Origin of the sequence: Sphingobium sp. PNB (assembly GCF_019873065.1) — a bacterium.
In the GTDB taxonomy this organism is placed as follows: Bacteria; Pseudomonadota; Alphaproteobacteria; order Sphingomonadales; family Sphingomonadaceae; genus Sphingobium; species Sphingobium fuliginis.
The window spans coordinates 44,597-71,256 of the sequence record NZ_JAINEZ010000013.1; the positions used below are offsets into that span (position 1 = coordinate 44,597).

At 59.9% G+C, this 26,660-nt stretch carries 27 protein-coding genes; 18 read left to right on the forward strand and 9 right to left on the reverse strand.

What is annotated here, in order from left to right:
• Positions 1 to 74: 74 nt before the first annotated feature.
• The 7 genes from K7W03_RS06880 to bphC are packed head-to-tail and all read right to left on the reverse strand — an operon-like array spanning position 75 to position 8,441.
• On the reverse strand, positions 75 to 2,570 hold the full coding sequence (locus tag K7W03_RS06880; protein WP_222885853.1) for a TonB-dependent receptor: 2,496 nt from the start codon (positions 2,568 to 2,570) through the stop codon (positions 75 to 77).
• 27 nt (positions 2,571 to 2,597) lie between these two features.
• A complete protein-coding gene (locus K7W03_RS06885) occupies positions 2,598 to 4,778 on the reverse strand; it encodes a TonB-dependent receptor (RefSeq protein ID WP_222885854.1) in 2,181 nt (726 codons plus the stop codon).
• A gap of 27 nt (positions 4,779 to 4,805) precedes the next feature.
• Positions 4,806 to 5,399: a 2-hydroxychromene-2-carboxylate isomerase gene (locus K7W03_RS06890; RefSeq protein ID WP_008828124.1), complete on the reverse strand. Its 594-nt coding sequence runs from the start codon at positions 5,397 to 5,399 to the stop codon at positions 4,806 to 4,808.
• Positions 5,396 to 6,658, reverse strand: a complete 1,263-nt coding sequence (locus K7W03_RS06895; protein WP_008828125.1) for an aromatic ring-hydroxylating dioxygenase subunit alpha — start codon at positions 6,656 to 6,658, stop codon at positions 5,396 to 5,398. The genes K7W03_RS06890 and K7W03_RS06895 overlap by 4 nt, the downstream gene beginning before the upstream one ends.
• 24 nt (positions 6,659 to 6,682) lie before the next feature.
• The gene (locus tag K7W03_RS06900; RefSeq protein ID WP_008828126.1) at positions 6,683 to 7,171 is read right to left on the reverse strand and encodes an aromatic-ring-hydroxylating dioxygenase subunit beta; all 489 of its coding nucleotides are present in this window, start codon (positions 7,169 to 7,171) and stop codon (positions 6,683 to 6,685) included.
• The gene (locus K7W03_RS06905) at positions 7,171 to 7,497 is read right to left on the reverse strand and encodes a non-heme iron oxygenase ferredoxin subunit (protein WP_008828127.1); all 327 of its coding nucleotides are present in this window, start codon (positions 7,495 to 7,497) and stop codon (positions 7,171 to 7,173) included. Before K7W03_RS06905 ends, K7W03_RS06900 begins: the two co-directional genes overlap by 1 nt.
• 44 nt (positions 7,498 to 7,541) lie before the next feature.
• Positions 7,542 to 8,441, reverse strand: coding sequence for a biphenyl-2,3-diol 1,2-dioxygenase (gene bphC, locus K7W03_RS06910; RefSeq protein ID WP_008828128.1), 900 nt, complete (start codon positions 8,439 to 8,441; stop codon positions 7,542 to 7,544).
• A 231-nt stretch (positions 8,442 to 8,672) separates the two neighbouring features.
• Here bphC and K7W03_RS06915 point away from each other — a divergent pair, with 231 nt between their 5' ends.
• The 18 genes from K7W03_RS06915 (at position 8,673) to hcaB (ending at position 24,325) form a co-directional block, all read left to right on the forward strand.
• Positions 8,673 to 10,091, forward strand: coding sequence for a Rieske 2Fe-2S domain-containing protein (locus K7W03_RS06915; RefSeq protein WP_008828129.1), 1,419 nt, complete (start codon positions 8,673 to 8,675; stop codon positions 10,089 to 10,091).
• Positions 10,088 to 10,582, forward strand: a complete 495-nt coding sequence (locus tag K7W03_RS06920) for an aromatic-ring-hydroxylating dioxygenase subunit beta (RefSeq protein WP_008828130.1) — start codon at positions 10,088 to 10,090, stop codon at positions 10,580 to 10,582. The genes K7W03_RS06915 and K7W03_RS06920 overlap by 4 nt, the downstream gene beginning before the upstream one ends.
• A 25-nt stretch (positions 10,583 to 10,607) precedes the next feature.
• Entirely contained in the window at positions 10,608 to 11,558 is a 951-nt protein-coding gene (locus K7W03_RS06925) for a PdxA family protein (protein ID WP_008828131.1), read from the forward strand.
• A 10-nt stretch (positions 11,559 to 11,568) separates the two neighbouring features.
• Positions 11,569 to 12,849: an aromatic ring-hydroxylating dioxygenase subunit alpha gene (locus K7W03_RS06930; protein ID WP_008828132.1), complete on the forward strand. Its 1,281-nt coding sequence runs from the start codon at positions 11,569 to 11,571 to the stop codon at positions 12,847 to 12,849.
• Positions 12,846 to 13,334, forward strand: coding sequence for an aromatic-ring-hydroxylating dioxygenase subunit beta (locus K7W03_RS06935; protein ID WP_008828133.1), 489 nt, complete (start codon positions 12,846 to 12,848; stop codon positions 13,332 to 13,334). The genes K7W03_RS06930 and K7W03_RS06935 overlap by 4 nt, the downstream gene beginning before the upstream one ends.
• A 42-nt stretch (positions 13,335 to 13,376) precedes the next feature.
• Entirely contained in the window at positions 13,377 to 13,982 is a 606-nt protein-coding gene (gene gstA / locus K7W03_RS06940; protein ID WP_008828134.1) for a glutathione transferase GstA, read from the forward strand.
• Between the two features lie 167 nt (positions 13,983 to 14,149).
• The gene (locus K7W03_RS06945) at positions 14,150 to 15,001 is read left to right on the forward strand and encodes an alpha/beta fold hydrolase (RefSeq protein ID WP_008828135.1); all 852 of its coding nucleotides are present in this window, start codon (positions 14,150 to 14,152) and stop codon (positions 14,999 to 15,001) included.
• An 18-nt stretch (positions 15,002 to 15,019) separates the two neighbouring features.
• Positions 15,020 to 15,943: a catechol 2,3-dioxygenase gene (locus K7W03_RS06950; RefSeq protein ID WP_024018961.1), complete on the forward strand. Its 924-nt coding sequence runs from the start codon at positions 15,020 to 15,022 to the stop codon at positions 15,941 to 15,943.
• A gap of 2 nt (positions 15,944 to 15,945) precedes the next feature.
• Positions 15,946 to 16,377: a GlcG/HbpS family heme-binding protein gene (locus tag K7W03_RS06955; protein WP_037517470.1), complete on the forward strand. Its 432-nt coding sequence runs from the start codon at positions 15,946 to 15,948 to the stop codon at positions 16,375 to 16,377.
• A gap of 40 nt (positions 16,378 to 16,417) precedes the next feature.
• Positions 16,418 to 17,902 (forward strand): 2-hydroxymuconic semialdehyde dehydrogenase, encoded by a 1,485-nt coding sequence (locus K7W03_RS06960; protein ID WP_008828138.1) that lies wholly within the window; start codon positions 16,418 to 16,420, stop codon positions 17,900 to 17,902.
• A gap of 4 nt (positions 17,903 to 17,906) precedes the next feature.
• Positions 17,907 to 18,701 carry a 2-keto-4-pentenoate hydratase gene (locus K7W03_RS06965; protein ID WP_008828139.1) on the forward strand — a complete coding sequence of 265 codons (795 nt, stop codon included), beginning with the start codon at positions 17,907 to 17,909 and terminating at the stop codon, positions 18,699 to 18,701.
• A gap of 22 nt (positions 18,702 to 18,723) precedes the next feature.
• On the forward strand, positions 18,724 to 19,662 hold the full coding sequence (locus K7W03_RS06970; RefSeq protein WP_008828140.1) for an acetaldehyde dehydrogenase (acetylating): 939 nt from the start codon (positions 18,724 to 18,726) through the stop codon (positions 19,660 to 19,662).
• Positions 19,659 to 20,690: a 4-hydroxy-2-oxovalerate aldolase gene (gene dmpG, locus K7W03_RS06975; protein ID WP_008828141.1), complete on the forward strand. Its 1,032-nt coding sequence runs from the start codon at positions 19,659 to 19,661 to the stop codon at positions 20,688 to 20,690. The genes K7W03_RS06970 and dmpG overlap by 4 nt, the downstream gene beginning before the upstream one ends.
• A 1-nt stretch (position 20,691) precedes the next feature.
• On the forward strand, positions 20,692 to 21,462 hold the full coding sequence (locus K7W03_RS06980) for a 2-keto-4-pentenoate hydratase (RefSeq protein ID WP_024020833.1): 771 nt from the start codon (positions 20,692 to 20,694) through the stop codon (positions 21,460 to 21,462).
• 1 nt (position 21,463) lies between these two features.
• On the forward strand, positions 21,464 to 21,697 hold the full coding sequence (locus K7W03_RS06985) for a 2-hydroxymuconate tautomerase (RefSeq protein ID WP_008828143.1): 234 nt from the start codon (positions 21,464 to 21,466) through the stop codon (positions 21,695 to 21,697).
• Entirely contained in the window at positions 21,687 to 21,968 is a 282-nt protein-coding gene (locus K7W03_RS06990) for a 2Fe-2S iron-sulfur cluster binding domain-containing protein (protein ID WP_008828144.1), read from the forward strand. Before K7W03_RS06985 ends, K7W03_RS06990 begins: the two co-directional genes overlap by 11 nt.
• A gap of 19 nt (positions 21,969 to 21,987) precedes the next feature.
• Positions 21,988 to 23,493, forward strand: coding sequence for an aldehyde dehydrogenase family protein (locus K7W03_RS06995; protein WP_008828145.1), 1,506 nt, complete (start codon positions 21,988 to 21,990; stop codon positions 23,491 to 23,493).
• A 31-nt stretch (positions 23,494 to 23,524) separates the two neighbouring features.
• Positions 23,525 to 24,325, forward strand: a complete 801-nt coding sequence (gene hcaB, locus K7W03_RS07000; protein ID WP_031309914.1) for a 3-(cis-5,6-dihydroxycyclohexa-1,3-dien-1-yl)propanoate dehydrogenase — start codon at positions 23,525 to 23,527, stop codon at positions 24,323 to 24,325.
• A 59-nt stretch (positions 24,326 to 24,384) separates the two neighbouring features.
• Here the strand turns inward: hcaB and K7W03_RS07005 are convergent, their stop codons facing one another.
• Both K7W03_RS07005 and K7W03_RS07010 read right to left on the reverse strand, forming a co-directional pair.
• Complete coding sequence (locus K7W03_RS07005) at positions 24,385 to 25,425, reverse strand: 2Fe-2S iron-sulfur cluster-binding protein (RefSeq protein ID WP_008828147.1); 1,041 nt, start codon at positions 25,423 to 25,425, stop codon at positions 24,385 to 24,387.
• A gap of 82 nt (positions 25,426 to 25,507) precedes the next feature.
• Positions 25,508 to 26,611 carry an alkane 1-monooxygenase gene (locus K7W03_RS07010; protein ID WP_008828148.1) on the reverse strand — a complete coding sequence of 368 codons (1,104 nt, stop codon included), beginning with the start codon at positions 26,609 to 26,611 and terminating at the stop codon, positions 25,508 to 25,510.
• Positions 26,612 to 26,660 lie beyond the last annotated feature (49 nt).

Here is a 26,660-nt window from a genome sequence, read left to right on the forward strand (position 1 = left end):
TTAGGCGGTGCTTCCGAAGCAAGCACGTCCGAAACGGTGAGGACGGCAGCGAACCGCCGCCCTCTGCTCTTGCGTTAGTACTTGTAGGCCAGCTTAAGGAACCATTCACGCGGACGTGAGTAAGTTGCCAGCGCTGTCCCCGCGACGTCACGGTCGACATATCCGCCCTGAATATACCGCTTATCGGTCAGGTTAGTTACACCAGCTGTCACTGTAAAATGCTCGCTACTCTCAGTAAATGATGCGCTTGCGCCGAATACGCTATAGCCAGGCTGCTTTAATTCAGAACTGTTTACCGCATCTTTGTACGTTGTGCTCTGGTACGACCAATCGCCACGAAGAGTCAGCTTGCCCCTGTCTCCTCGATAAACATCGGCGTTGAAAGAAGCCGAGCCAGTCCACTCCGGCACGAAGGCAAACTTCGAATTGAGGCCTATCGGGAATGCCGCCGGATCGATTTCACGAAAATAAGCATCCAGATAACCAACACCGAATGTCAGTCGCAACCAATCGGCAGGAGCTGCTTCGCCTTCAATCTCGAAGCCCTTAATTCGACCAGTGCCAGCATTGCGCGCCCTAGGCGCGATGCCTTCGTTTACAACAACTTGGATGTCGCTGTAGTCGGAAAGAAACGCAGCGATATTAACGCGAAGTCGACGATCAAAAATCTCTGTTTTAAGACCTATCTCATAAGATTCTACAAATTCAGGAGTGAAAGAAGGGGCAACTTGCTCAGCAGGAAATATTCGTTGAGTAAATCCGCCGTTTTTGAAGCCTTTAGAATATGATGCATATGCGAGAACATCATCGCTAATCTTATAGTCCATTGAAATTGCCGGTGTCCACTCCTTCGCCTTTACAGCAACTTGAACAGCCGGCATCGTGTGGTTTCCGCCAGGGTTGGTGGCGGCAGGAGCGCATCCACCAGGTAGTGGGAAACCAAATAGTGGGCTGGCTGGGTCGGTCACTAGCAATGGCGTGGGTTGGCCAGTAACGCATTGGCTGAAAGCGATGAATACACCATCTGGATAGGGAAGAATTCCTGCCTGCCCGAGAGGTGCCGTGTAATCACGGTTAATAGTCTGGAACGACGGGTCAAAACGCTTTGTTTCGTCCGTGTAACGAATTCCCGGTGTTATGGAAAATCGGTCGGTTACCTTGAAAGTGGCCTGCAGGTAAGCGGCATAGCTGTCGTTGTCAATCTTGCCACCACTGAAGAAATCCGCAAACCCGAAGCGCAGATCATTCTTGTCCTGTCCTTTTTCTTTCAGATAGTATCCGCCGAGCACAAACTTTAACCGGTCGTTCAACAAACTGCCGGTCAGCTGCAACTCCTGTGATGCCTGCCATAAGTCGATATTGTTGGTCAGCTGCAGATAGGGATGGGGCGTGCCATCAAAGTCGAACTGGATTGTTGCCTTTTGGTCGCGATAGGCGCTGATTGATTTGAGGTTAATGCCACCGAAATCATAGTCGAGTGTCAGGTTGGTGCCCCACAAATCGAAATCCGACTGGTTTTTCGTGCCCGACCAAGTCGAGTCGATATTGCCAGTTACCCATTGGGTAGTTGCACACAGGGGATTGTTGACTGGGGCAAGCTGACCGTCCGCGCCACAAACACCGGCCCCCCCCTGTAGCTTGTTCCATGCATATGTAGAGCTTGGGAATGCTAAGGTCCGCCCATTCCGATTGACGATCTGAAGCAGGTTGGGCGATTCAAAAAGGTTAACTAAAGTAGATGCGGCCATCTCCTCCCGGCGGATGTTGATGTCCCCACTGAGATTGACCGTGAGTTTGTCTGTCGGTTCCCATTTAAAGGCGACACGCCCACCAAAGCTATCTTTGTTACCCTGGCGACCGCCATCGAACAGACGTTTCTGATAGCCGTCGCGCGTTTCATAGGAAGCAACAGCCCGCATCGCTAGGTTGTCGTTCAGCGGTACATTGATAATGCCCTTGAAATCGGCGCGATTGAACCGGCCGGTTGCCGCTTCGAGCTTCAGGTCGAAATCCTTCTGCGGCTCAACCGAATTGACCACGATCGCTCCGCCGATCGTGTTCTTGCCAAACAGCGTACCCTGCGGACCGCGCAAGACCTGGACGCTTGAAACGTCTGCCATGTCGAGTAGCGCTCCGACGGAACGCGCGACATATACGCCATCTACATAGACGCCAACGCCGGGATCGACAGTGATGTTGAAGTCGGTCTGTCCGACGCCGCGGATGAAAGCGGTAATCGAGGCACTCGAACCCGAGATGTTAGCAACCGGCGAAATGTTGACATTGGGAGCGAACTTGGCAACTTCCGCTACGTTGACGATCTGCTTTTCTTCGAGCATCTCACCAGTCATCGCCGTGATCGCGATGGGTGTTTCCTGCAGATTTTCAGAGCGTTTCCGAGCTGTAACAATAATATCACCAAGTCCTGAAACTGCTGTCTCGGATTGTGGGTTACTATCCGATCTGTCTTGTGCATACACATGGGTCGGCGCTAGCAGTAAGAGCGCGAGCATCGGGGGCGCGTTCGACAGCAGTAGATTTTTTATTTTTGGATGATTAATTTTCTTCATGGCATCCTCCTTGATTAAAGTTATTGTTTAAATTTTCGTTTCTATAGTTATTCCAATCTTACGAGGTTGTTCATAGAACCCGTCGGTTCCCAACGTTCCGGGGCGCACGGTTTGCAGCACCTTCTCGTTGGTCAGGTTCGTCACCCACAGGCCGACCTTGAAGGCTTCGCTTCCAGGCTGCCAATTGATCGAGAGGTTAGACAGGGTGTAGGGGCGCTGCGAGAATATGTTGGCGAAGTCGTAGTATACCCTGGAACTCCACAGCAGATTTCCGGCCAGAGTGACGCGCCCGTTGCCGACGTCATGGCTCCAATCAAACCCCACATTGCCCGACCATTCAGGCGCCCGGGTCATGACCTTGCCTGAAGCATCGTAGGGAGCAGCCACGTTGCCGGCGTAGTTGCCGTTGCCATTCACGATCGGCGTAAAGCCCTGGGCGTTGGGGAAATCCTTGTAGCGGGCATGGGTATAGGCAACCGCCGCACGCAGCCTTAGGTCGCGGACCGGATTGATGATGGTCTCAAACTCGCCGCCATAGATTTCGGCGTTGGCTGCATTCTGCAGGATGTATCCGGGACCGGTCGGAGCCTTCGACTGAAGTTGGAGGCCCTTGTAGTCGTAATAATAGGCGGCAAGGTTGGTGCGCAGCCATTCCAATGGATCGGACTTGATCCCGAATTCAGCCGCCTTGATGTTCTCCGGATTGACCGGGGTGCCGCTGATTCCCGCCATGTTGTATACCCCGCTCTTGAACGCGGTGCTGTAGGTGGCGTAGACGTTAGTCTTGTCGGTCACCTCATAACGGATACCGACTTTGTAGTTAAACTTTTTGAACGTTTTTGAAACGTCATTGACCAGCAATACGCCATTGTTACTTTGGCTAAACCAGCGCGTCTCGGTAGTGTATCGGCCGCCGAGCGTGATGAACAGGTTCGGCTGAACCTCATAGGTGCCTTCGGCAAAGACCGCGAATGAGCGTCCATCAAGCTTGGGTGTCAACGACGGCCCTGCCAAGGGCAGAGCTGGGTTGGTGGTGGTCCAAGGCTCGAGGACCGGGGCACCACCGCCGAACTGGTAGAAGTACCCGCCGACCAGCCACTGGAAGCGGCCGGGATTGGCCGAACTCAGCTTGATTTCCTGACTGCCCGACTCCGATTGCAACACTGCCGGAAAGTTCGACAGCTTTATGTTCGAGGCATCGCCATCGGTCGTCTGCCGCCAGCGCAGGTTGAGAAAACCGGTGGTGGTTTCAAGCAGGACGCTACCCAGATCGAGCCGGGTGTGCAGTGCCGCGCTCCAACGTGTGAGGTTGAGCAACGGCACCTCGGTCAACGAGGCCTGCCAGGCACGGGTCGGTACGATCACGCCCGGCCAATTGTTGCCTGCGGTGTTGCCATCCAGCGGCTGCGGCGAATTGGTGGTGCTTTCCTGGTTGAAGTATTCCCCGGTCAGAACAACCTTGAAATTGTCGGTCGGCTTGAACAGCAACTTGCTGCGCAGGTCGATGACGCGCTGGTTGCCCAGAGTGCCTCCACGGACCAGATCGTCGATGTATCCGTCGTTTTTGCGGAAAAGCGCGGCAAAGTCAGCCGCGACCTTGTCGCCCATTGGCCCGGTAAAATAGAGCCGGGCGTCGTAATCGCCGGCATCGCGCCTCATCCGGCCCAAGCGCAGCGAAGCCTTGCCGCGGAAGTCGAAGCTGGGATCGGGGGTGATGACGTTGATCAGTCCGCCGGTGGCATTGCGACCGAAGGTCGTGCCCTGCGGCCCGCGCAGCACCTCGACCCGCTCGACCTCGACCAGGTCGATCCAGTTGGCGGCCGATTCCGGTTGGTAGACGCCGTCGACGTAGGTTGCGATATTGGGTTCATCACCAACCGAAATGCCGGTTGAGCCGACGCCGCGTACGACCGGCTGGAAGACACCCATATTACGGCTGCCGATGAAGCCTGGCACAACCTGAGTGAGGGAGCGGACCGTTGAAACATCGGCGGAAGCAAGAGCATCGCCGGTAACCGCAGTAACTGCAACCGGCACGGTTTGCAGCTTGGCCTCGTGCCGAGTGGCGGTGACGATAATGTCACCTAGACCCGTGCTGGCAGGCTGGGATTCGTCCGTTTCGCTTGTGAAGTCTTGTGCTAAGGCCATCTGCGGCGTCAGCGCGGTCACTCCCAACAAGGCGACAAAAAAGCAATCATACCTTTTCATGCATCCCCCCTTGTGTAATCGAATTTTTTATTTTGACTTGTTCAAATACTCGGCAAGAAAATCCAATCGGTCATTCCCCCAGAAAACCTGGTCGTCAACGAACATCAGCGGCGCACCGTACACGCCGCGCTGGATCGCCTGGCTCCGGGCCTTGCGATATTCGTTCTGGCCAGTCGGCGATTCAACGAAGGCAATCAGCGCCTCAGCGTCGAGACCCGCTGCTTTGGCGCATGCGGCCAGCTCGTTGCGGTCGCCCGGATCGATCCCCTGGCCCCAGATCCGGCGGTAGGCATCGGTCACAAATGCCTCGGCCTTACCGTGCTCGCGGGCGAACAGCACCGCGCAATTCCAGTCTGCGCAAGCGAAGCTCGCCGGGAAGGTGAGGGGCACCCCATAACGTTCGGCCCAGCGCTCAAGGTCTGCCTTCATGACCTTGATCTTGGGCAAGACTTCGCGATTGGACGGGCCATAGTTGCCGGCGGCAATTTTGGCTTCAGGAATGTCAATCGGCCAGTATTCCACCGTGCTTCCCGCTGCCCGCGCGATCTCCGGCAGCTTGAGCTGGGCAAGGTAGCTGAACGGGCTGATGAAATCGAAGTAGAAGTCGATCGTGCGGGTCATGCCGGTTCCACCTCAAAGCCGACCATTTTGCGATAATTGTCCCAGAACCCGATGATCGCGCCCTCGGTGACGAGATGGTCGGCATCCTCGGCTCGACCGCCACCCATCGCGATGTAGGACGTCGCGCTTGCCTCGCCGACGATGGCGTTCTGGACGATTTCCACCGCTTCGCCGTCTTCCATCGAAATGAGTCCTGCAGGTCCGATCAGGTTAGCCTGTTTTAGCCGGATGGCCTGCATTTCCTCGTCGTCGTCCTGGTAGCCGAAATGGGTCCAGACCAATTCGAATTCGTCTGGGCCGTAAGTCACGGTCTGGCGTACGGCGAGCGTGTTCTGGATCTGCTGGAGGACGAGGTTGGGGTAGACCGCGAGGATCACCAGAGTGACATTGTCCGCGAACTCCTGCCGACCTTTCAGCAGCGACATGTCCTGCAGCTTGAATTCGGTGTCGAAGGTGCGGGAATCGCCGTAGGCCTGCTTGTCGGCGGCATCGTCGTTGCTGGCCGCGATCGAATAGAGCAGCGAGTGGCGTTTGTTGGCATCCATAAGCGCCTTACCGGTCTGGGTTGAGCGATACAGACCGAACGTGTTGTGGAATAGGTGCAGCAGGCTCGCGTGGTAGGGATCGCGGGTGTTCTCCGCGTAAAGCTTCCAATTCCCGCGGATGCGCTGGCGCTGGTCGCCCAGAACGGTGACGGGTTTGCACATGATCCGCTCGATCTGCTCGACCACGATCGGACCGAGGAAATCACGGCAGGATTCAACCGTTTCGGAGAAAGAAGCGAAGACCAGACCGTTGACCGATTCGGTGCGTAACTGTCTCAGATTGTGCTGGCTCATGTCAAAATCGCCAGGCATCCCGCCTTGCCCCTTGAGGCCGCGGCGGAAGGGCACGCCGATCAGCTTACCCTTCAGGTCGTAGGCCCACTGGTGGTAGACGCATTCCAGACTTGAGCGGTTGCCGCGCATTTCGCGGCAGACCAGGGCACCGCGATGGGCGCAGCGATTGACCACGACATGCACCGAGCCGTCGCTGTCGCGCGTGAGGATCACCGGCGTTTCGCCCACGAAGGTCGATTTGAAATCACCTGCCTTCGGAACTTCAGCTTCAAGTCCGACGAAGGACCAGCAGTCACCCTTAAAAATTTTCTCCTGTTCGCGATCATAGTACTGGCGATCGGTGAAAACGCGGTACGGAACCCGGCATCCGGCAGTGGACGGGGCTTGATCCAAGGTGTCTTGTTGCTGGGCAATGGACATGATTGGGTGCTTTCAACTTTGCAGCTAGATCGGGCGGACCATCATCGTATCGATGAGGTGGGTGTCGAAGATTGCGGTCTTGGAAAGGAAGCGCGAGCCAGCGCCGGAAACGTCGATTTGATCGACATATTTTCCGGAATTGTAGATCGACGTCTGACCGTCGTTGCGCGTCATCAGGACCACATAGTTGGTCTGTGTGGTGACGATCTGCCCGCTGGTCGACTTCACGCGGGTCGGACCGAGAATATGCCGGTAGCTGTGCGCGGGAAAGATATTGGCGCGGCGCAAAGAGACGATGCGATCGACCAGCATGCCGCGGCTGTCGCAGAACACCGCAGCCAGGTTCAGCGAACGATTGTGGTTCTCCGCTGAGATCACACTGTACTGGCACTTTTCTTCAAACAGGTTAGGCCATTCTTCCAACCGGTCGTCATCGATCAGTTCCGCATGAAGCGCATTAAGTTGCGCAGCGGCATGCTGAAACTGCATCTGCTCAAGGGTGGGAAGGCCCATCAGGCTGCTCCTTCGGGCTTCGTGATGCAGACCCAACCATCCTCGATTTCGACCGGATAGGACGCGATCGCCACTTGGCAGGGAAAGGCCTTGGCTGCGCCGGTCTTGATGTCGAACGAGCCGCCATGGAACGGACACTCGATGATGTCGCCATCCTGATATCCGTCGGTCAGCATGGCATTGCCGTGAGTGCAAAGATTGTCGGTAACGAAAATCTCGCCATCAACATTATATACTGCGAGGGCGGGCATTCCTTCGGCGAACGCCGCGACCGGCTCGCCGTCTTTTACGCCGGCAACTTCACAAAGGCGCAATTGGTTCGACATGATGGGGTTGTTTTCCTGTCAAGAATTGATTTACACGAAGATTGTCACAGCAGCGGAACGTCCATTCCGTAACCAGCAGCCTCGTTGCCATGACCGAAGATGTCACGGGTGTAGTATTCCTGCTGGCTCGGCGCCTGGCGCGCACCCCAGCCAAATTCCCACAGCCAACCCGACGGGTTAGCGCAGTAAAACGTCAGGGCCTGGTCGTTGGCGTGCTTGCCCAACTGGAGCGCGACGTCAATCTTCTTCGCACGCACAACGTCATGGGCCATGCCGAGATCATCGAGTTCGGTGTATTCGAACATCAGGTGATTGATGCGCTTTTCCATCGGCCCAAGACCGAAAGCAACAGAATGCTGTCGTTCGTTGCAGTGCATGAAGTAGGGCTGGGCAACCATGCCGTTCGGCAGATGAAGGTGGTATTCGACTGAACCGCGCAGACCCAGCAGTTCATAGAAACGAGCCGCCGCCTCGACATCGTCCTGGCGCAGAATGCAGTGCCCAACGCCTTGCGATCCGGTCAGGAACTTGCCGAACATCGGACGGCCAGGATGAAACGGCTTGTGCGTATCGACCTGGGGGCCGAAGAAGATCTCGGTCGGATTGCCGCCCGGATCGGCCAGCTTGAGTAGCCCGAGAACGCGGCGCTCGCGCGCTTCGGCTTCGGTGCCCACGGTGAAGGGGATTCCCGCCGCGCTCAGCTTTTCCTGCATCGCGGCGAATTCCTGCGGCCCGGCCACGCGCCAGCCCATGTAGGCCAGGTCATCGCTGCCATCAGCGTGCAGAACGATGCGGTGATGCCAAAGGTCCATCCGCAGATAGAGCCGATCCCCTTCGCCTTCATCGACGACTTCCATGCCGGCGACTTCGGCGGCGTAAGCGCGCCAGGCAGCGAGATCGGAAACGGAAAGACCAAGATAGCCGAGTTCGGTGACGACCGACATAGTTCAAACTCTCCCAATTCACCCCAAAACAGGGCCATTTTGCGATTTGCTGGCAACCTTGCTTCGATTCGAGCCGCCGGTTTCAGCCATTTCTGACCCACTACCTACCAGAACGTTTTTCATTGTGCAATACGTTGCACGAAATGATGGGATGAGGTAATCACCGTGTGCCATCTGCGGTTGATTCGCGGATGGTATTGGGTGCCCGACGCACAGAACGGGAGAGGATCGATGGAACTCAATGATAAAATCGGCGGCAGGATTGCCGACTTGCAGGGCTTGAAAGGGCGCATGCGCGCTTGGCTCAAGAAGGATCACGAGCGCGGGATCTTCCAGCTGGACCGCGCCGCTTTCACCGAAGCTGCGCTGTTTGAGCTCGAGATGAAGTACATCTTCGAACGGAACTGGGTCTACCTCGCGCACGAGAGCCAGGTTTCCAAGCCGAACGATTTCATCACCACGAAAATCGGCCGCGTCCCCATCCTTGTAACCCGGGACAAGTCCGGCGATGTCGGCGCCTTCGTGAATGCCTGTTCGCACCGTGGCGCGCGCCTGTGCCGCGAGCGGGCCGGCAACAAGCGCAACCACATGTGCCCGTTTCATGGTTGGACGTTCTCGTCCGGGGGCGACCTGCTGGACGTCACCGATGAGAGCATCGGGGGCTATCCGGAGGCATTCAATCGCGCCGATTTCGGGCTTCAACCGGTCGCCCGGGTGGAAAGCTACCGCGGCTTCATTTTTGCCAGCCTCTCCGCCGATGTCGTCCCGCTGGTCGATCACCTCGCCGGCGCGCGGGATTTCATCGATATCCTGGTGGACCAGTCGAAGTCCGGCGCAATGGAAGTTTTGCCCGGAACCAACCGCTACCGCTATCACGGCAACTGGAAGATGCAGGTCGAGAACGGGCTCGACGGCTATCACGTCATGACCACGCATGCCAACTACTTCATGACGGTTCAGCGCCGCGTCGAAGGCATTTCGAAGAACGAAACCAAGGCGATTAGCTTCAATGGCTTCACCGCGCGCGATGGCGGGTCGTTCTCGTTCCACAACGGACACACGGTGTTGTGGGCCGACTATGCCAACTTCATGGATCGCCCCAATTTCGAGATCATCGACTGGCTCGAAGAGTCCTACGGCGCCGAAAAGGCCAAGTGGATGAACAAGCGCATCCGTAACCTGCAGCTGTTTCCCAACGTCTTCCTGATGGACCAGACCAGCACGCAGATCCGCATCATCCAGCCGCTGGCCCTGGATGAGACCGAAGTCAGCACGGTGTGCATCGCCCCGGTCGGCGAAAGCCCCGAGGCGCGGGCCCTGCGGCTGCGTCAGTATGAGGATTTCTTCAATTCGACCGGCATGGCGACCCCGGACGACCTGACCGAATTCAACAACTGCCAGACCGGGTATGGCGCCGGCGAAGGCCGCTACAACGAGATGTCGCGCGGTTCGACGCGCTGGGACACCGGCCCGGGCAAGTTCGGCGAGCCGCTCGATTTCAATGTGGTGCTGAGCAGCCCGGCGGTTGCCGACGAAGGCCTCTATGTGGCGATCCATGACGAATGGCTCACGCTCATGGAAAAGGCCATCGACAGCGAGTGCAGCGAGCTTGCCGCCTTCCTTGAGCGTTCACTGGAGAAGGCACGATGACCGCATTCCATTCGCGCTGGCTGGCGGTTTCCCGCTTCATCGGTCAGGAAGCCATGGCGCTTGACGACAAGGACTGGGATGCCTGGCTGGCGCTCTATCACGAAGAGGCGGAATACTGGGTTCCAGCCTGGGACGATCACGAACGGCCGACTGCGGATCCGCAGAACGAAGTCTCGCTGATCTACTATCCCAACCGGGGCGGGCTTGAGGATCGGGTGTTCCGGATCAGGACCCGGCGCTCGGCGGCGAGCACGCCGCAGCCACGCACGGTTCACCAGTTCTCCCTGCTGTCTGCTGAGGAGAGCGATGACCAGGTGCATGCGCGGACGTCTTGGACCACGGTTTCGGTGCTGGAAGGCAAAGTCGCCACTCTCAGCGGGTGGGCCTTCTATGATCTCGAACCTCGGGATGATTCGTTCGTGATCCGCCGCAAGAAGACGGTTGTCGTCACCGATCTGTTCCAAGAAGTAGCCGATGTCTACAGCCTCTGAGCGGGTGCGCCCCGTCGTGGGGACGATGATCGGTGATCCCGCCGGGATCGGACCCGAAGTGGCTGTCAGGGCGCTGGCCGACGGTGCCGTACACACGGATTCGATCCCCGTGCTGGTCGGGTCTGCTGCGGCGGTAGAGCGGGCGCTCGATTTCACTGGCACCAAGGCACGGCTGCGGGTGATGCGCGGCTTCGAAAAACCCAGCGACGATCCCGCGATCATCGACGTCATCGATACCGGCGCGCTGCCCGATGGCGTTCTGCCCCTGGGCGAGGACACCGAGGCCGCCGGGCACGCCACCGCGCAATGGCTGGATGAGCTCGACGCGTTGGCCCGCGACGGTTCTTTCGCCGCCACGATCATGGGGCCGATCAGCACTGGTTCGCTTAAACTTGCCAAGAAGCTCGACAGGGTCATCAGCCCGACCCCGGGCGAAAGCTATCTGGTGCTGCTGACCGGGCCGCTCAGGGTTGCGCATCTCACCGACCACATGTCGCTGCGGCAAGTGATCGACGTCATTTCAGCCGATCTCGTCGCCACGGCGGTGGGGCAACTGCACGAGGCCATGCAATCGTGGGGCATCGCCCAACCGCGGATCGCGGTTGCCGGTCTCAACCCACATGCCATGGGCGACGAGGATCGCCTTGAAATTGCGCCTGGGATTGAAGCCGCGCGGGCAAGGGGCATCGATGTCGAAGGGCCTATCGCGCCTGACTCGGTCTTCCGCCACTGCATCGAGGGTCGCTACGACATGGTCCTGGCGATGTTCCACGATCAGGGCCACATCGCGGTCAAGACCTGGGGCTTTTCGGGCAATAGCGTGATCATCATGGGGCCGCCGTACCTGCACATGTCGGTGGCCCATGGCACCGCCTACGACATCGTCGGTACCGGCAAGGCCGATGCCGCGATGATGCTGAGCGCGATGCGCACTTGCGGACGACTCGCTTCGGGCCGCGGTTTCGAACAAGCTTAGGGAGAAGACCATGAACGCCGAAACCATGCCCGTCGCCGCGGGGTCGGAGCCGACTGCGGTCGATTACGCAGTCTATCACAGCCAAGCGATCTTCACTGCCGAACAGGAAAACATCTTTCGCGGACAGACCTGGTGCTACCTCGGCCTCGAAGCCGAGCTGGCCAACAGCGGCGATTTCCGTTCGACCCATGTCGGCAATACTCCGGTGGTGGTGACGCGGGCAACCGATGGCACCATCCATGCCTGGGTAAATCGCTGCGCCCACAAGGGCGCAACCGTGTGCCGCTCGCTGCGTGGCAACCAGGCCGACGGGGCGTTCGTCTGCGTCTATCACCAGTGGGCCTACGACGCGACCGGTGCGCTTGTCGGCGTGCCGTTCCGGCGGGGGCTGAAAGGCGTGGGCGGCTATTCGAAGGAATTCAATATGGCCGAGCATTCGCTGGAGCGGTTGCGGGTCGAGACATTCGGCGGCCTCGTGTTCGGCACCTTCAACCCGACCATCGCCCCGCTCGACGACTTTCTGGGTCCAGTGATGCGCAAATACATTCAGCGCGTCTTCCAGCGCCCGGTCAAGGTTCTGGGCTATGCGCGACAGTTCATGGCCGGCAACTGGAAGCTCTATTCGGAAAACAGTCGTGACAGCTACCACGGCGGTCTGTTGCACCTGTTCTATCCCACTTTCGGCATCTACCGCCAGAGCCAGGAAAGCGCGGGTCTGGTTTCGGACGAGGGCTACCACACCGTCTTTACCGTGTCTAAGCCCAAGGGCGATGTCGACTACGGCTCGTTCGGTGACGAGGCCAACCGCGAGATGCAGGGTGAGGCCAAGTTGCAGGACGAGCGCCTGCTGGCATTCCGCCCGGAGATCGCTGATGATGTCGGACTGCACATCCAGTCGATCTTCCCGTCTGTCGTTGTCCAGCAGATCCAGAACACCCTCGCCACCAGGCAGATCGTGCCCCACGGGACCGACAAGACCGAGCTGGTCTGGACCTATTTCGGCTATGCCGACGATGATGATGAAACGACTCGCCACCGCCTTCGCAACCTCAACCTGGTTGGACCGTCTGGGTTGATTTCGATGGAAGACGGCGAAGCGGTCGAACTGTGCCAGCAGGGCACGATCGGTGCCGAAGGCAAGCGCAGCTTTGTCGAGATGGGCGGGGACGATGTCCGACCGTCATACGCCCCGATGGGTATGGATGAAAATTCCGTGCGCGGGTTCTGGAAGGGCTATCTCGGGCTGATGGGCAATGCCTTGGCCGATCTCGCAGCGGAGGGCCGGGCATGAGCGTTGCAGCCGAAGTAGCGCAAGTCGCGCAAAGTGCGATCGACGATTTCAACGCGGCTTACGGGCTTTGCCTTGATGATGACCGGCTCGAGCAATGGCCTACGCTGTTCGTTGACGATTGCCTGTACCAGGTGATCGCGCGCGAGAATGTCGATAACGGCTTGCCCGCAGCTGTGATGTATTGCGACAGCAAAGGGATGCTGGCGGATCGGGTTGTCGCGCTGCGCAAGGCAAACGTCTTCCCCGAACATTTCAACCGGCACCTGATCGGGCGTGCGGTGATCACCGGCGCGGAAGGCAACCAGGTTTCTGCTGAAGCCAGCTATGTCGTCTTCCAGACCCGTAACGATGGTGAAACGCGTATCTACAATGCCGGCAAATATGTCGACTGGTTCGATCTTAGCGGTGGAACCGTTCGTCTGAAGAGCCGGACCTGCATCTACGACACGCTGCGAATCGCCACCCTGTTGGCGACCCCGATCTGAGCCGATCCCGCATTTCCTGGTTTGCCCAAAAGGAGACTATCCATGAAGCTGTTCATTAGCCCTGGTGCCTGCTCGCTCGCACCGCATATTGCCCTGCGCGAAACCGGTGCGGCGTTCGATGCGGTGAAGGTCGATCTGGCGACCCGCAAGGTAGAGACCGGAGACGATTTCCTGACGGTCAATCCGTCAGGCAAAGTTCCTGCGCTGACCCTCGACAGTGGCGAAACCCTGACTGAAAATCCTGCGATCCTGCTCTACATCGCCGATCAGAAGCCAGACGCGGCCCTGGCGCCTCGTGATGGCACGTTGGAGCGTTACCGCCTGATCAGCCGACTGAGTTTTCTGGGGTCGGAATTCCACAAGGCGTTCGTACCGCTTTTCACACCCGGCAGCAGCGACGAAGCAAAGCTCGCGGCCTCGACCGCCGTCAAGAATCATCTGGGTGCGCTGGACAAGGAACTTTTGGACAAGGAACACTATGCCGGTTCTGAATTCAGCGTCGCCGACATCTATCTGTTCGTGATGCTGGGCTGGCCGGCCCATGTCGGGATCGACATGAGCGCCTATCCCAACCTTGGTGCTTATTGCGGCCGGATCGCGCAGCGCCCGTCGGTTGGCGCAGCACTCAAGGCCGAAGGGCTCGTCTGATCGGGCATGCGCGAGGCGGCGATTTCTGCCGCCTCGCCGCATTCTTTATTTGCCAATGCGTTTGAAATAGTGCAATGAAAGCTACTGTAAGGTGTCAGTTCGCCGACTCGGTCCCGACACCATGTGGATACAAAATCAACGAAGCGGGAAAGGACTGGTTGGCTATCATGGCAAGCGCGACATTGGACACGAGCCGACCGGAAATCGCCAATTCGTTCGTCATCGGCGGAAGCTCGACCAATTATCATGACGTCGGCGAGGGCGATCCGGTCCTGTTGGTTCATGGTTCCGGGCCTGGCGTGACTGCATGGGCCAACTGGCGCCTGAACATTCCGGTTCTTGCTCAGGATTTCCGGGTCATCGCGCCCGACATGTTCGGTTTCGGCTATTCGGACAGCAAGGGCCGGATCGAAGACAAGCAGGTCTGGGTCGATCAGCTCGCCAGTTTTCTCGACGGATTGGGCATCGACAAGATTTCGATGGTCGGCAACTCGTTCGGTGGCGGGATCACGCTGGCATTCATGATTGCCCACCCCGATCGGGTGGAACGCGCCGTTCTGATGGGGCCTGCAGGGCTCAACTTTCCGATTACTCCTGCGCTCGACAAGGTTTGGGGCTACGTGCCGTCAGTTGAGGCCATGCGCGAATCGCTCAAGTACCTTGCCTGGGATCACAGCCGCCTGACGGAGGATCTGATCCAGTCGCGCTATGTCGCCAGCGCCCGGCCCGAAGCACATGAACCCTATCATGCAACGTTCGGCGGCGCCGACCGCCAGGCCAACGTGGCGATGCTCGCCAGCCGCGAGGAGGACATCGCCGCAATCGCGCACGAGACCTTGATCCTGCACGGGATTGCCGATCAGGTGATCCCGCTCGATTCTACCGTACGCTTGGCCACGCTGATGCAGCGGGCCGATCTGCACCTGTTCGCCGAATGCGGACACTGGGTGCAGATCGAGCGGATGGCAAGTTTCAACCGGATGGTTGCCGAGTTCTTTAAGCATGGCCTCAAGGCCTGATCGGAGAGGAGATTCTTCATGGCTTTGACTGGTGTAATTCGTCCTGGCTATGTCCAGCTCAGGGTTCTGGACTTGGACGAGGCCATTATCCACTACCGCGACCGGATTGGTCTAAACTTCGTCAATCGCGAGGGGGATCGGGCCTTTTTCCAGGCGTTCGACGAATTCGATCGTCACAGTATCATCCTTCGCGAGGCCGATCAGGCGGGCATGGATGTGATGGGCTTCAAGGTCGCCAAGGACGCGGACTTGGACCATTTTACCGAGCGCTTGCTCGATATCGGTGTCCATGTCGACGTGATCCCGGCGGGGGAAGATCCCGGTGTAGGCCGCAAGATTCGGTTTAACACGCCGACACAGCACGTCTTCGAACTTTACGCCGAGATGGCGCTGTCGGCCACCGGTCCGGCCGTCAAGAACCCCGATGTCTGGGTCGTGGAGCCACGTGGCATGCGTGCCACCCGCTTTGATCACTGTGCGCTCAACGGCGTGGATATAGCCAGTTCGGCCAAGATTTTTGTCGATGCGCTTGATTTCTCAGTCGCCGAGGAACTGGTCGATGAAACCAGCGGCGCCCGGCTCGGCATCTTTCTTAGCTGCAGCAACAAAGCACACGATGTCGCCTTCTTAGGCTATCCCGAAGACGGTAAGATCCACCATACCTCGTTCAACCTGGAATCCTGGCACGATGTTGGCCATGCCGCCGACATCATCAGCCGCTACGATATTTCGCTGGATATCGGGCCGACCCGTCATGGGATCACCCGCGGGCAGACGATCTACTTCTTCGATCCCTCGGGCAACCGCAACGAAACCTTCAGCGGCGGTTACATTTATTATCCGGACAATCCGCAGCGCCTGTGGCAGGCAGAGAACGCCGGCAAGGCCATCTTCTACTACGAAAAGGCGCTCAACGACCGCTTCATGACGGTGAACACCTGATCATGGACGGGGTGGTTTCGGTCCGGACAGTAGGCCACGAATTGGCGCTCAAGGCAGCGGCTGCCGCCGTTGCCATGGGTGCGGCGGCGGGCTGTCCGGTCGTTGCCGCGGTGGTCGGCGCGGGGGGAGACCTGGTCGCGTTCGTGCGCGCCAGCGGCTCCCCTTCGCCGTCTGCAAAGATCGCGCAGGACAAGGCTTACAGCGCCGCCAGCTTCCGCGTCCCGACGCCGGATCTCTATGCGATGGTTTCGGGCAATCCGGCCTTGCGCGACGGGATCGTCGCGCAGCCGGGAATAGCGATGTTCGGCGGCGGCCTACCGATCGAAATTGCCGGTGAATTCGTCGGTGCGATTGGTATTTCCGGCGGGAGCGAAGCGATGGACGTCGAGTACGCCAACGCCGGCCTCGCTGCGATCGGCGCAAGGCAATTCTGACGCCCCATGGGTTCTGGCAAAACGTAGGTAATATGCACCAATGACTTCCGTCTCCTCCTCTCCAATCACGGATACTATCCTGAACTTCATCGACGGGTCCTATCGCGAAGGCAGCGAGGGCAAGTCGTTTTCCAACGTCAATCCGGCCACCGGGGCCGAGATCGGGGTTGTGCACGAAGCAAGCCAGGCAGACGTCGCCGACGCCGTGGCTGCGGCCAAGGCCGCGCTTACCGGGCCGTGGGGCAAGATGACCACGGCCGAACGGGTCAAGCTGATCACCGCCGTGGCGACCGAGATCGAACGCCGAGCGGATGATTTCCTGGCTGCCGAAGTGGCCGACACCGGCAAGCCGCGTCATGTTGCGTCGCATATCGATATTCCGCGCGGAGCCGCTAACTTCCGCATGTTCGCCGATGTCGTCTCGACGATGCCGGGCGAAAGCTTCAACACGCCAACCCCCGATGGCGGCCAGGCGTTCAACTATACCGTGCGCAAGCCCAAGGGTGTGGTCGCCGTCGTCTGCCCGTGGAACTTCCCGCTGCTGCTGATGACCTGGAAGGTTGGCCCGGCGCTTGCCTGCGGCAATACCGTGGTGGTCAAGCCGTCCGAGGAAACGCCTCGTACCGCTGCCCTACTGGGCGAAGTGATGAACGCGGTGGGCATGCCCAAGGGTGTCTACAACGTCGTCCATGGATTCGGTCCGGGTTCGGCCGGCGAATTCCTCACGTCCAACCCCGATGTCGATGCCATCACCTTCACCGGCGAAACCGGCACCGGACAGGCCATCATGCAGAAGGCCGCGACCGGCGTTCGCGACATCTCGTTCGAACTCGGTGGCAAGAACCCGGCGATCGTGTTCGCCGATGCCGACCTCGACAAAGCGGTCGAGGGTCTGTCGCGCTCGGTCTTCCTGAACACCGGGCAGGTCTGCCTCGGAACCGAGCGGGTCTATGTCGAACGGCCGATCTTCGATGCCTTCGTGGCGCGGATGGCGGCGGCGGCGCAGGACTTCAAGCCGGGCGTGACCGGTGATCGCGCCTATCTCGGCCCTCTGATCAGCGCCGAGCACCGCGAGAAAGTGCTGGGCTACTATCGCCGTGCGGTCGAGGACGGGGCCACCGTGGTCACCGGCGGCGGCGTTCCTGAAATCTCGGGCGCGGAAGCCGGCGGCTTCTTCGTGGAACCGACGTTGTGGATCGACGTCGCCCACGGCGACACCGTGATGCGCGAGGAAATCTTCGGGCCGTGCTGCGGCATCTTACCGTTCGACAGCGAGGACGAGGTGATCGCGCTGGCAAACGATACGGTATACGGCCTGTGCGCCTCAGTCTGGACCGAAAACCTGTCCCGCGGACACCGCGTGGCGGCGGCGATGGAGGTGGGGGTGTGCTGGGTCAATTCCTGGTTCCTGCGCGATCTGCGCACGGCTTTCGGCGGGTCCGGCCATTCCGGCATAGGCCGGGAAGGCGGGGTGCACAGCCTCGAATTCTACACCGAGATCACCAACATCTGCGTAAAGCTTTAAGACGATGACTATCGACCCTAAAACCATCGAACAAGCGGCTCTGGCGCTGCGCGGCGCCGCCGAAAGCGGCACACCGGTCAGTCCGATCCGAGACCTGATTGCCGCCGGTGGCGTTGAGGCCGCCTATGCTGTGCAGGAATCCAACACCCGGCACTACCTGGCTAGCGGGCGGCGGCTCGTAGGGCGCAAGATCGGCCTGACGTCGCTTGCAGTCCAGCGCCAGTTGGGGGTGGACCAGCCCGATTACGGGATGCTGTTCGCAGACATGGACGTGCCGGAAGGTATCCCGGTGTCGCTTGATCAGGTCATCCAGCCCAAGGTCGAGGCCGAGATTGCGATCGTCGTTGGGCGGGATTTGCCCCACCCCGACATGACCACCGCCGAGATGATCCGCGCGGTCGAATATGTCGTTCCGGCAATCGAGATCGTCGACAGCCGCGTCGCCAACTGGGACATCAAGATCTGGGACACGATCGCCGACAACGCGTCGAGCGGACTGTTCGTGCTCGGCGCGGTGCCGCGCAAGCTAGATAGGCTGGATTTGCGCACGTGCGGCATGGTTATGGAGGTAAAAGGCGAACCGATTTCGGTCGGCGCCGGGATCGCCTGTCTTGGTAGCCCAATCACCTCTTCCCTGTGGCTGGCGCGGGTCATGGCGAATGCCGGGCGGCCCCTGCTGGAAGGCGACGTGATCCTTTCGGGCGCGCTCGGCCCGATGGCCGGGGTTTCTCGCGGAGATGTCGTTGAAGCGCGGATCAATGGGCTTGGCACTGTCCGAGCTACGTTTGCTGCTGACTGAATTGGAAGTGGAGGTTGGTCAAATGGCCAGGATGAAGTGCGCAATTATCGGTTCCGGCAATATCGGCACTGATCTGATGATCAAACTGCTCAAGGGCTCGGACACTCTGGAGCTGGCAGCGGTAGTCGGGATCGATCCGGCCTCGGAAGGCCTGGCGATGGCCCGCGAAAGGGGCGTGGCCACCACTCACGAGGGGATCGAGGGCCTGTGTCGGATGCCGCAATATGCCGATATCGGCATCGCCTTCGATGCGACTTCGGCCTATGCGCACAAGGCGCATGACGAGATACTCGCCCGCGACGGCAAGCTGATGGTCGACCTGACACCGGCAGCGATCGGTCCGGCGACCATCCCGCCTGTCAACCCCGCGGTCGATGCGACCGTTCGCAACATCAACATGGTGACCTGCGGCGGCCAGGCTACGATTCCGATCGTCGCGGCGGTCTCGCAGGTGGCCAAGGTGCACTATGCGGAAATCGTCGCGTCGGTTTCGTCGCGCTCCGCCGGTCCCGGCACCCGTGCCAACATTGATGAGTTCACCCGCACCACCGCGCGGGCGATTGAGACTGTCGGCGGTGCGGCCAAGGGCCGGGCTGTGATCATTCTCAATCCCGCCGAACCGCCGATGATCATGCGCGATACGATCTTCACGCTGTCGGAAATGGTCGATGAGGAAAAGGTGCGCGATTCGGTCCTGGCGATGATTGCCAGGGTGCAGTCATACGTGCCGGGCTACCGGCTCAAGCAGGACGTGCAGTTCGAACGCTTCGGTTCGAACCGGCCGCTCAAGATCCCCGGCTACGGTGAATTCGAAGGCCTCAAGACCAGCGTGTTCCTCGAGGTCGAGGGCGCGGGCGATTATCTGCCCAACTATTCCGGTAATCTCGACATCATGACCGCTGCCGCCAAGGCGGCAGGCGAGAGCTTGGCCAAGACTCATATGGAAAAGATCGCAGCATGACCTTTGATCCAACATCTGATCGGCTCTACATCCAGGACGTGACCTTGCGCGACGGGATGCACGCCATCCTGCATATGTATGGCACCGACAGCGTGCGCACGATCGCCAAGGCGCTTGACGAGGCAGGGGTGGATGCGATCGAGGTCTCGCACGGCGATGGCCTGAACGGTTCGACCTTCAACTATGGGTTTGGCGCCCATACCGACTGGGACTGGATCGAGGCTGCCGCTGATGTCATCCAGAACGCGGTGCTGACAACGCTTCTGGTGCCCGGCATCGGCACCGCCGAAGAACTCAAGCGCGCCTATGCCATGGGGGTGCGCTCCGTGCGCGTCGCGACCCACTGCACCGAGGCCGACGTCGGCAAGCAGCACATCGGCATCGCGCGCGATCTGGGCATGGACGTATCGGGCTTTCTGATGATGAGCCACATGATCGAGTCCGAAGCGCTCGCGCAGCAGGCGCTGCTGATGGAAAGCTATGGCGCGCATTGCGTCTATGTCACCGACAGCGGCGGGGCGCTCGACATGGATGGCGTGATCGCACGTCTCCAAGCCTATGACCGGGTGCTCAAGCCTGAAACCCAACGCGGCATCCATGCGCACCACAATCTGTCCTTGGGCGTGGCCAATTCGATCGTCGCCGCGCAGACGGGCGCGGTGCGGATCGACGCGAGCCTTGCCGGGATGGGTGCGGGAGCCGGTAACGCACCGCTCGAGGTGTTCATCGCCGCCGCCAACCGCAAGGGCTGGAAGCACGGCTGCGACGTGATGGCGCTGATGGACGCGGCGGACGACATCATACGCCCGCTTCAGGACCGTCCGGTGAGGGTCGATCGCGAGACGCTCAGCCTGGGCTATGCAGGCGTCTATTCAAGCTTCCTGCGCCATGCGGAAAAGGCAGCGGAACAGTACGGAATCGATACCCGCGAGATCCTCGTCGAATTGGGCAACCGCCGGATGGTCGGAGGCCAGGAAGACATGATCATCGACGTTGCGCTTGATCTGATCAAAGCTAAGGCCAACTGAGATGGACAGGCTGGCGAAATACGCGGAAATGCTCGACTCTGCACAGCGTGAAGCAACAGCTACCCCGCAAATCACCCCTGTGGACACCGCTTTCACGGTGGAAGAGGCCTATCAGGTGCAGAAGCTCTCGGTCGATCGGCGCCTGTCGCGTGGCGAACGGCGCATCGGCGTCAAGATGGGGCTGACCAGCCGGGCCAAGATGTTGCAGGTCGGCGTCGACGAAGTGGCCTGGGGCAGGCTGACCGATGCGATGCTGGTCGAGGAAGGATCCGCCCTTTCGCGCGCGCGCTACGTCCACCCCCGGGTCGAACCGGAAGTCGCCTTTCTGATGAAGGCCCCGCTGGTCGGTAAGGTGACTGCCGCCGCTGCGCTGGCAGCAGTCGAAGCGATCGCCCCGGCGATGGAGATCATCGACAGCCGTTACGAGAACTTCAAGTTCGCGCTCGAGGACGTGATCGCCGACAACACTTCCTCGTCGGGGCTGGTGATCGGATCCTGGCACGATCCCCGGATCGATTTTTCGAATCTGGGCGTGATCCTCGAAATCGATGGCGAAGTGGTACAGGTCGGGTCGACCGCGGCGATCCTTGGCCACCCCATCCGTTCGCTGGTTGCTGCGGCCCGGCTGGTTGCCGAAGCGGGCGAACAGATCAACGCCGGTGACATCGTCATGGCTGGCGGCATCACCGCCGCGCCCAACCTGGCTCCCGGCCAGACCGTGCGGACGACCGTGCAGAACCTTGGCGCGGTCATGTTCCAGGTGGAGGCCTGATATGCCGATCATCGAGGTCAACCTGCTCGAAGGGCGCCCGCCGGAAGCCAAAGAGCGGCTGATCCGGGCGCTGACCGATGCTGCCATCGGTGCGATCGGGGCGCCGCGTGAGTCAGTTCGCGTCATCCTTCGCGAGATGGACCCAGCGCATTTCGCGGTGGGGGGGGTAAGCTTTGCGGCGAAGGCCGCTGCCGCGCAGCCCCGAGTCGAAGAAGATTGGTCGAATGAGGCTTGAGCCCTACCAGATCCGGATCCTCGGAGGGGGGCAGTTCGCTTGCCCCGAGGGTGAACGCGTACTGATCGCGATGGAGCAGTTTGGTTCCAGCGATATAGGAGTGGGCTGCCGTGGCGGTGGTTGCGGGTTTTGCCTGGTTCGAGTTGTTGAAGGCGAATACCGGACCGGCAAGATGAGCACGGCCAAGGTTTCTGTCGCCGACCAGGCAAAGGGATACGCCCTGGCCTGTCGGATCTATCCGATGGATGACCTAGTCATCGAAGTTCTATGAAAACCAAGGGAGAGTTGTCATGGCTACGCAGTTGAAAAGTACAGAAAACGACTACGGCATTAAGTCCGAGTACGGCCATTATATCGGCGGCGAGTGGATTGCCGGGGACAGCGGCAAGACCATCGATCTACTCAATCCCTCGACCGGCAAGGTGCTGACCAAGATCCAGGCCGGCAATGCCAAGGACATTGAGCGTGCGATTGCCGCTGCCAAGGCTGCTTTTCCCAAGTGGTCGCAAAGCCTGCCCGGCGAGCGCCAGGAGATCCTGATCGAAATTGCGCGCCGGCTGAAGGCACGCCAGTCGCACTACGCGACGCTCGAAACGTTGAACAACGGCAAGCCGATGCGCGAATCGATGTTCTTCGACATGACCCAGACTATCGGTCAGTTCGAGCTGTTCGCTGGCGCGGCCTATGGCCTGCATGGCCAGACGCTCGATTATCCCGATGCGATCGGCATCGTTCACCGCGAACCGCTCGGTGTCTGCGCGCAGATCATCCCGTGGAACGTACCGATGTTGATGATGGCGTGCAAAATCGCACCAGCGCTGGCATCGGGCAACACTGTCGTTCTGAAGCCGGCCGAGACGGTCTGTCTTTCGGTGATCGAATTCTTCGTGGAAATGGCCGATCTGCTGCCGCCGGGTGTGATCAACGTCGTCACCGGCTATGGTGCGGATGTGGGCGAGGCGCTGGTCACCAGCCCCGATGTCGCCAAGGTAGCATTCACCGGTTCGATCGCCACTGCCCGCCGTATTATCCAGTATGCCTCCGCAAACATCATCCCGCAGACGCTCGAGCTGGGCGGCAAGTCGGCGCACATCGTGTGCGGCGATGCCGATATCGACGCGGCGGTGGAAAGCGCTACGATGTCGACTGTGCTCAACAAGGGTGAGGTCTGCCTGGCCGGTTCGCGCCTGTTCCTGCACCAGTCGATCCAGGACGAGTTCCTGGCCAAGTTCAAAACCGCGCTTGAAGGCATCCGCCAGGGCGATCCCCTCGATATGGCAACCCAGCTTGGCGCCCAGGCGTCGAAGATGCAGTTCGACAAGGTAGAAAGCTACCTGCAGCTCGCAACCGAGGAAGGGGCCGAAGTTTTGACCGGCGGCACCCGCGCCGATGCTGCAAATCTGGCGGGTGGCAACTTCATCAAGCCGACGGTGTTCACCAATGTGAAGAACACAATGCGCATCGCGCAGGAGGAGATCTTCGGGCCGGTGACCACTGTAATCAGCTGGAACGACGAAGCCGACATGATGCAGCAGGCCAATGCCACCACCTACGGCCTGGCCGGCGGCGTGTGGACCAAGGATCTTGCCCGCGCCCACCGGATCGCGCGTCAGCTTGAAACCGGCACGGTCTGGATCAACCGCTACTACAACCTTAAGGCCAACATGCCGCTGGGCGGTTACAAGCAGAGCGGCTTCGGGCGTGAATTCAGCCATGAAGTGCTGAACCACTACACCCAGACAAAGTCGGTCGTGGTCAACCTTCAGGAAGGCCGCGTCGGGATGTTCGATCAGTGATCGAGAACCCGCGATCTTCGGGAGGAACGATGTGACTGCAAGGCTCGAAGGACAAGTGGCGCTGCTAACCGGCGGCGCCACAGGGATCGGTGAGGCGGTCGTCGCGCGCTTTATCGAAGAAGGTGCCAAGGTTGGCGTCCTGGTCAGGGATGCCGCTCAGGCCGACTTGGTGCGTACGCGGCATGGCAACGCAGTAGTCGTGATTGAGGGCGATGTCCGCAATTATGTCGACAACGAAAAGGCAGTCGTCGCAACCGTGGCTGCATTCGGCAAGCTTGACGTGTTCGTCGGCAATGTCGGGATCTGGGATTTCATGACCCCGCTTGCGGACATGGAACCCGAAAAGCTCTCGGAAACGCTGGACGAGATCTTCGGCGTCAACGTAAAGGGCTACTTCCTTGGCGCCCGTGCCGCAATTCCGGAGTTGCGTAAGACCAAGGGCAGCATCATCTTTACTGCCTCGACTTCAAGCTTCTACACCGGCGGTGGCGGTACGCCCTATGTGGCGTCGAAGCACGCCGTGCTGGGCCTGATCCGCCAGCTCGCCTGGGAACTAACCCCCGACGTCAGGGTCAACGGCGTGGCGCCAGGCGGCACCCGAACGCCGCTGGGCGGTACCCATGCGGGCGGAACAGCCGATGTTCACATGGAAGATATGGAAGGGCTCGACGCGATGATTGCCGGGATGACGCCGCTCGCGCGGATCGCCGAACCGGATGATCACTCCGGCCTCTATGCCTTGCTCGCCTCGCGTCGGGACTCGGCCTACATGACAGGAACGGTTTTGCTCAGCGACGGTGGAATCGGCATCGGCAAACGCCCCGGAAGCTGAAGCGGCTTAGATCTCTCCACCCTTGGCGGGTGCTCGATTCGTCGAGCGCCCGTCTTTTTTTACGTGCGATTGCTGCGATCAAGAAAGCGGTCGGCCGAAATGACCGAACGTGAGAGGCCGGCGGCAAGCAATTGCGCTTCGGCAAAGTCGATCATCGCCGGTGGGCCACACAGATAGGCTTCGTGCGCCGCCAGGTCTGCAACGCCCGCAATCTGCTCGGTGATCAGCCCACGCGCTCCTGCCCAGTCGCTGTCTGGCTCTTCATCCGACAAGGCCGGGACGAATTCGAAAGGGGCCATCCAGCGTTGACGAAGGGCCGCAATTTTGTCGAGGGCATAGAGATTGGACTTACGGCGCGCACCGTACAGCAGGTGCACCGCCCGGTCTGCGCCCCGGTCGAGCGCCTGCTCCAGAATCGAGATGATCGGCGCTAGACCACTACCCCCGGCGATGCAAAGAATGGGGGCAGTGCTGTCCTTGAGGGCGAATTGCCCATAGGGGGCGGTAACCTTCAGCTCCATTCCGGTGCGATCGGTGCAGAACAGCCAGTCGGTAAATGCGCCGCCCGGAACGTGCCGGATGTGAAAATGCAGTTGCTGGGTGGGTTCACCAACCGTCGCGAAGGCGAATGAATAACTGCGTGCACCTTCGATGCCGGGAGCGGTCAGATCAGCGTATTGTCCGGGAGTGAAGGCCAGTGGCCGATCCAGTTCGATGGTCAGCCCGATTATATCCTCGCATAGCCGTTGTGCGGCGACGATGGTGCCGCGATATGTAGCAATGGCGATCCCTTGCGAGAGTGGCGCATCAACCGCGATTGTCAGATCCGAGCGCGGAATGGCCTGGCAGGCGAGGCGAAAGCCGCTGCGCAGTTCGTCGCCCTCAAGTGCAAGGGCCGACGGGCTCAATTCGCCGATCTTGCCAGACACGAGCTTGAACTTGCAGGTACCGCACGAGCCAACCTTGCAATCGTGCGGCATGGCCAGACCCGCGTCCAGCATCGCTTCAAGAAGTGTCTTGCCCGCCGGTATGTCAAGCGTGGTCGGCGATCCTTCCACGGTTACGGTGTTCATCTTGGATTTGCGCAGGAAAGAAAACATTGTCGGGTTTTTCCGAAATGGGCGGGCGGAATCTGCAGTTGCAGATTGTCGCCCGAATGAGGGTGGACGATTGGCCTGGCGTTCAAGTGCTGGCCAGCCAGCGCGGCCAGCCAGCCTGTGCGTTGGCCTGATCCGCCAGCTTGCGTTCGCCGGGGGTGGCGAAACGTTCGTCCCAGTCCTTGAGGCGCGGTTGCGCGATGAAGCGGAACCAGACCGGCGGGATCAGTCCGGCGGCGAAGCACAGGAACAGTGAGGGCATCTGCGGCGCTTGCGGTTCGGGCTTCAGCGCATAGAAGGGGATATGCCCGTCAAGGTGATGGTTGATGTGGTTGGTGATTTCCGCACCGATCGGCCGGACGATCGCGCCAAGGTGGTTCCAGGCGTGATGGAGCTCGATCGGCGCCCCTTCGACCCGGATCAGGCCATAGTGCTGGAAGTAGTTGAACCCCTCCACGAACATCTTGGCCATTACCATCGCGCCGACAGCGGTCAGCGCCGCGCCAAGGCCTGCCGTCAAGCCCACAAAGACGATGATACTGCCCGATAAGAGCGGCAGTAGCCACACCGGATTGCGCCATCCCAGCGAAGCATGGCCAAGCTTGCGGAGGATTTCGGCCGACTTTTCCCAAGTATCCTTGTAGGAACCCCAACTCGCCTGGAACACGAAGCTGTAGATGGTCTGCCCGCGCCGAGGGGTATCGCTATCCTTGGCCGTGTCGAGATGGACGTGGTGGGTGACGATATGGGCAATATCGCGATTGGGGTCGCCGTAGAACGCGCTCAGACACTTGGCGACATAGCGAGGAAACCAGTGGCGGCGGTGCATCAGCTCATGCGCCACCGGCAGGGTCGGCACCGCCGAGAGCCAACCCAGGCTGAGCAGCGATCCGGCCAGTTGCCAGCTTGAATTGTCGGCGCCGGTGATCGGGTTGATCGCGGTCGCAACCGATCGGGCAAAGGCCCAGACCAGCAGGATCATGCACGGGAGCTGGAGGTACATGGCGAAATCGCCAAGCAGTGCCGTGCCCTGCGCGCGCATCTTGTGGTCCGCCGGCAGCAGGATATCCAGCGTCATCAACACCGGAAAGGTCGCCGCGCCCAGCCAGACGTAGCTGCCGCCGAGCATGAATCCGATAACGCCCGCCAAGGTCATGACCGGAATGAGAAAATAGCGCAGTCCGTCCATCGGATTTCTCCTTAGTTATTCTGTTCTGGCCTTGCCCGTCGAGGCAAGG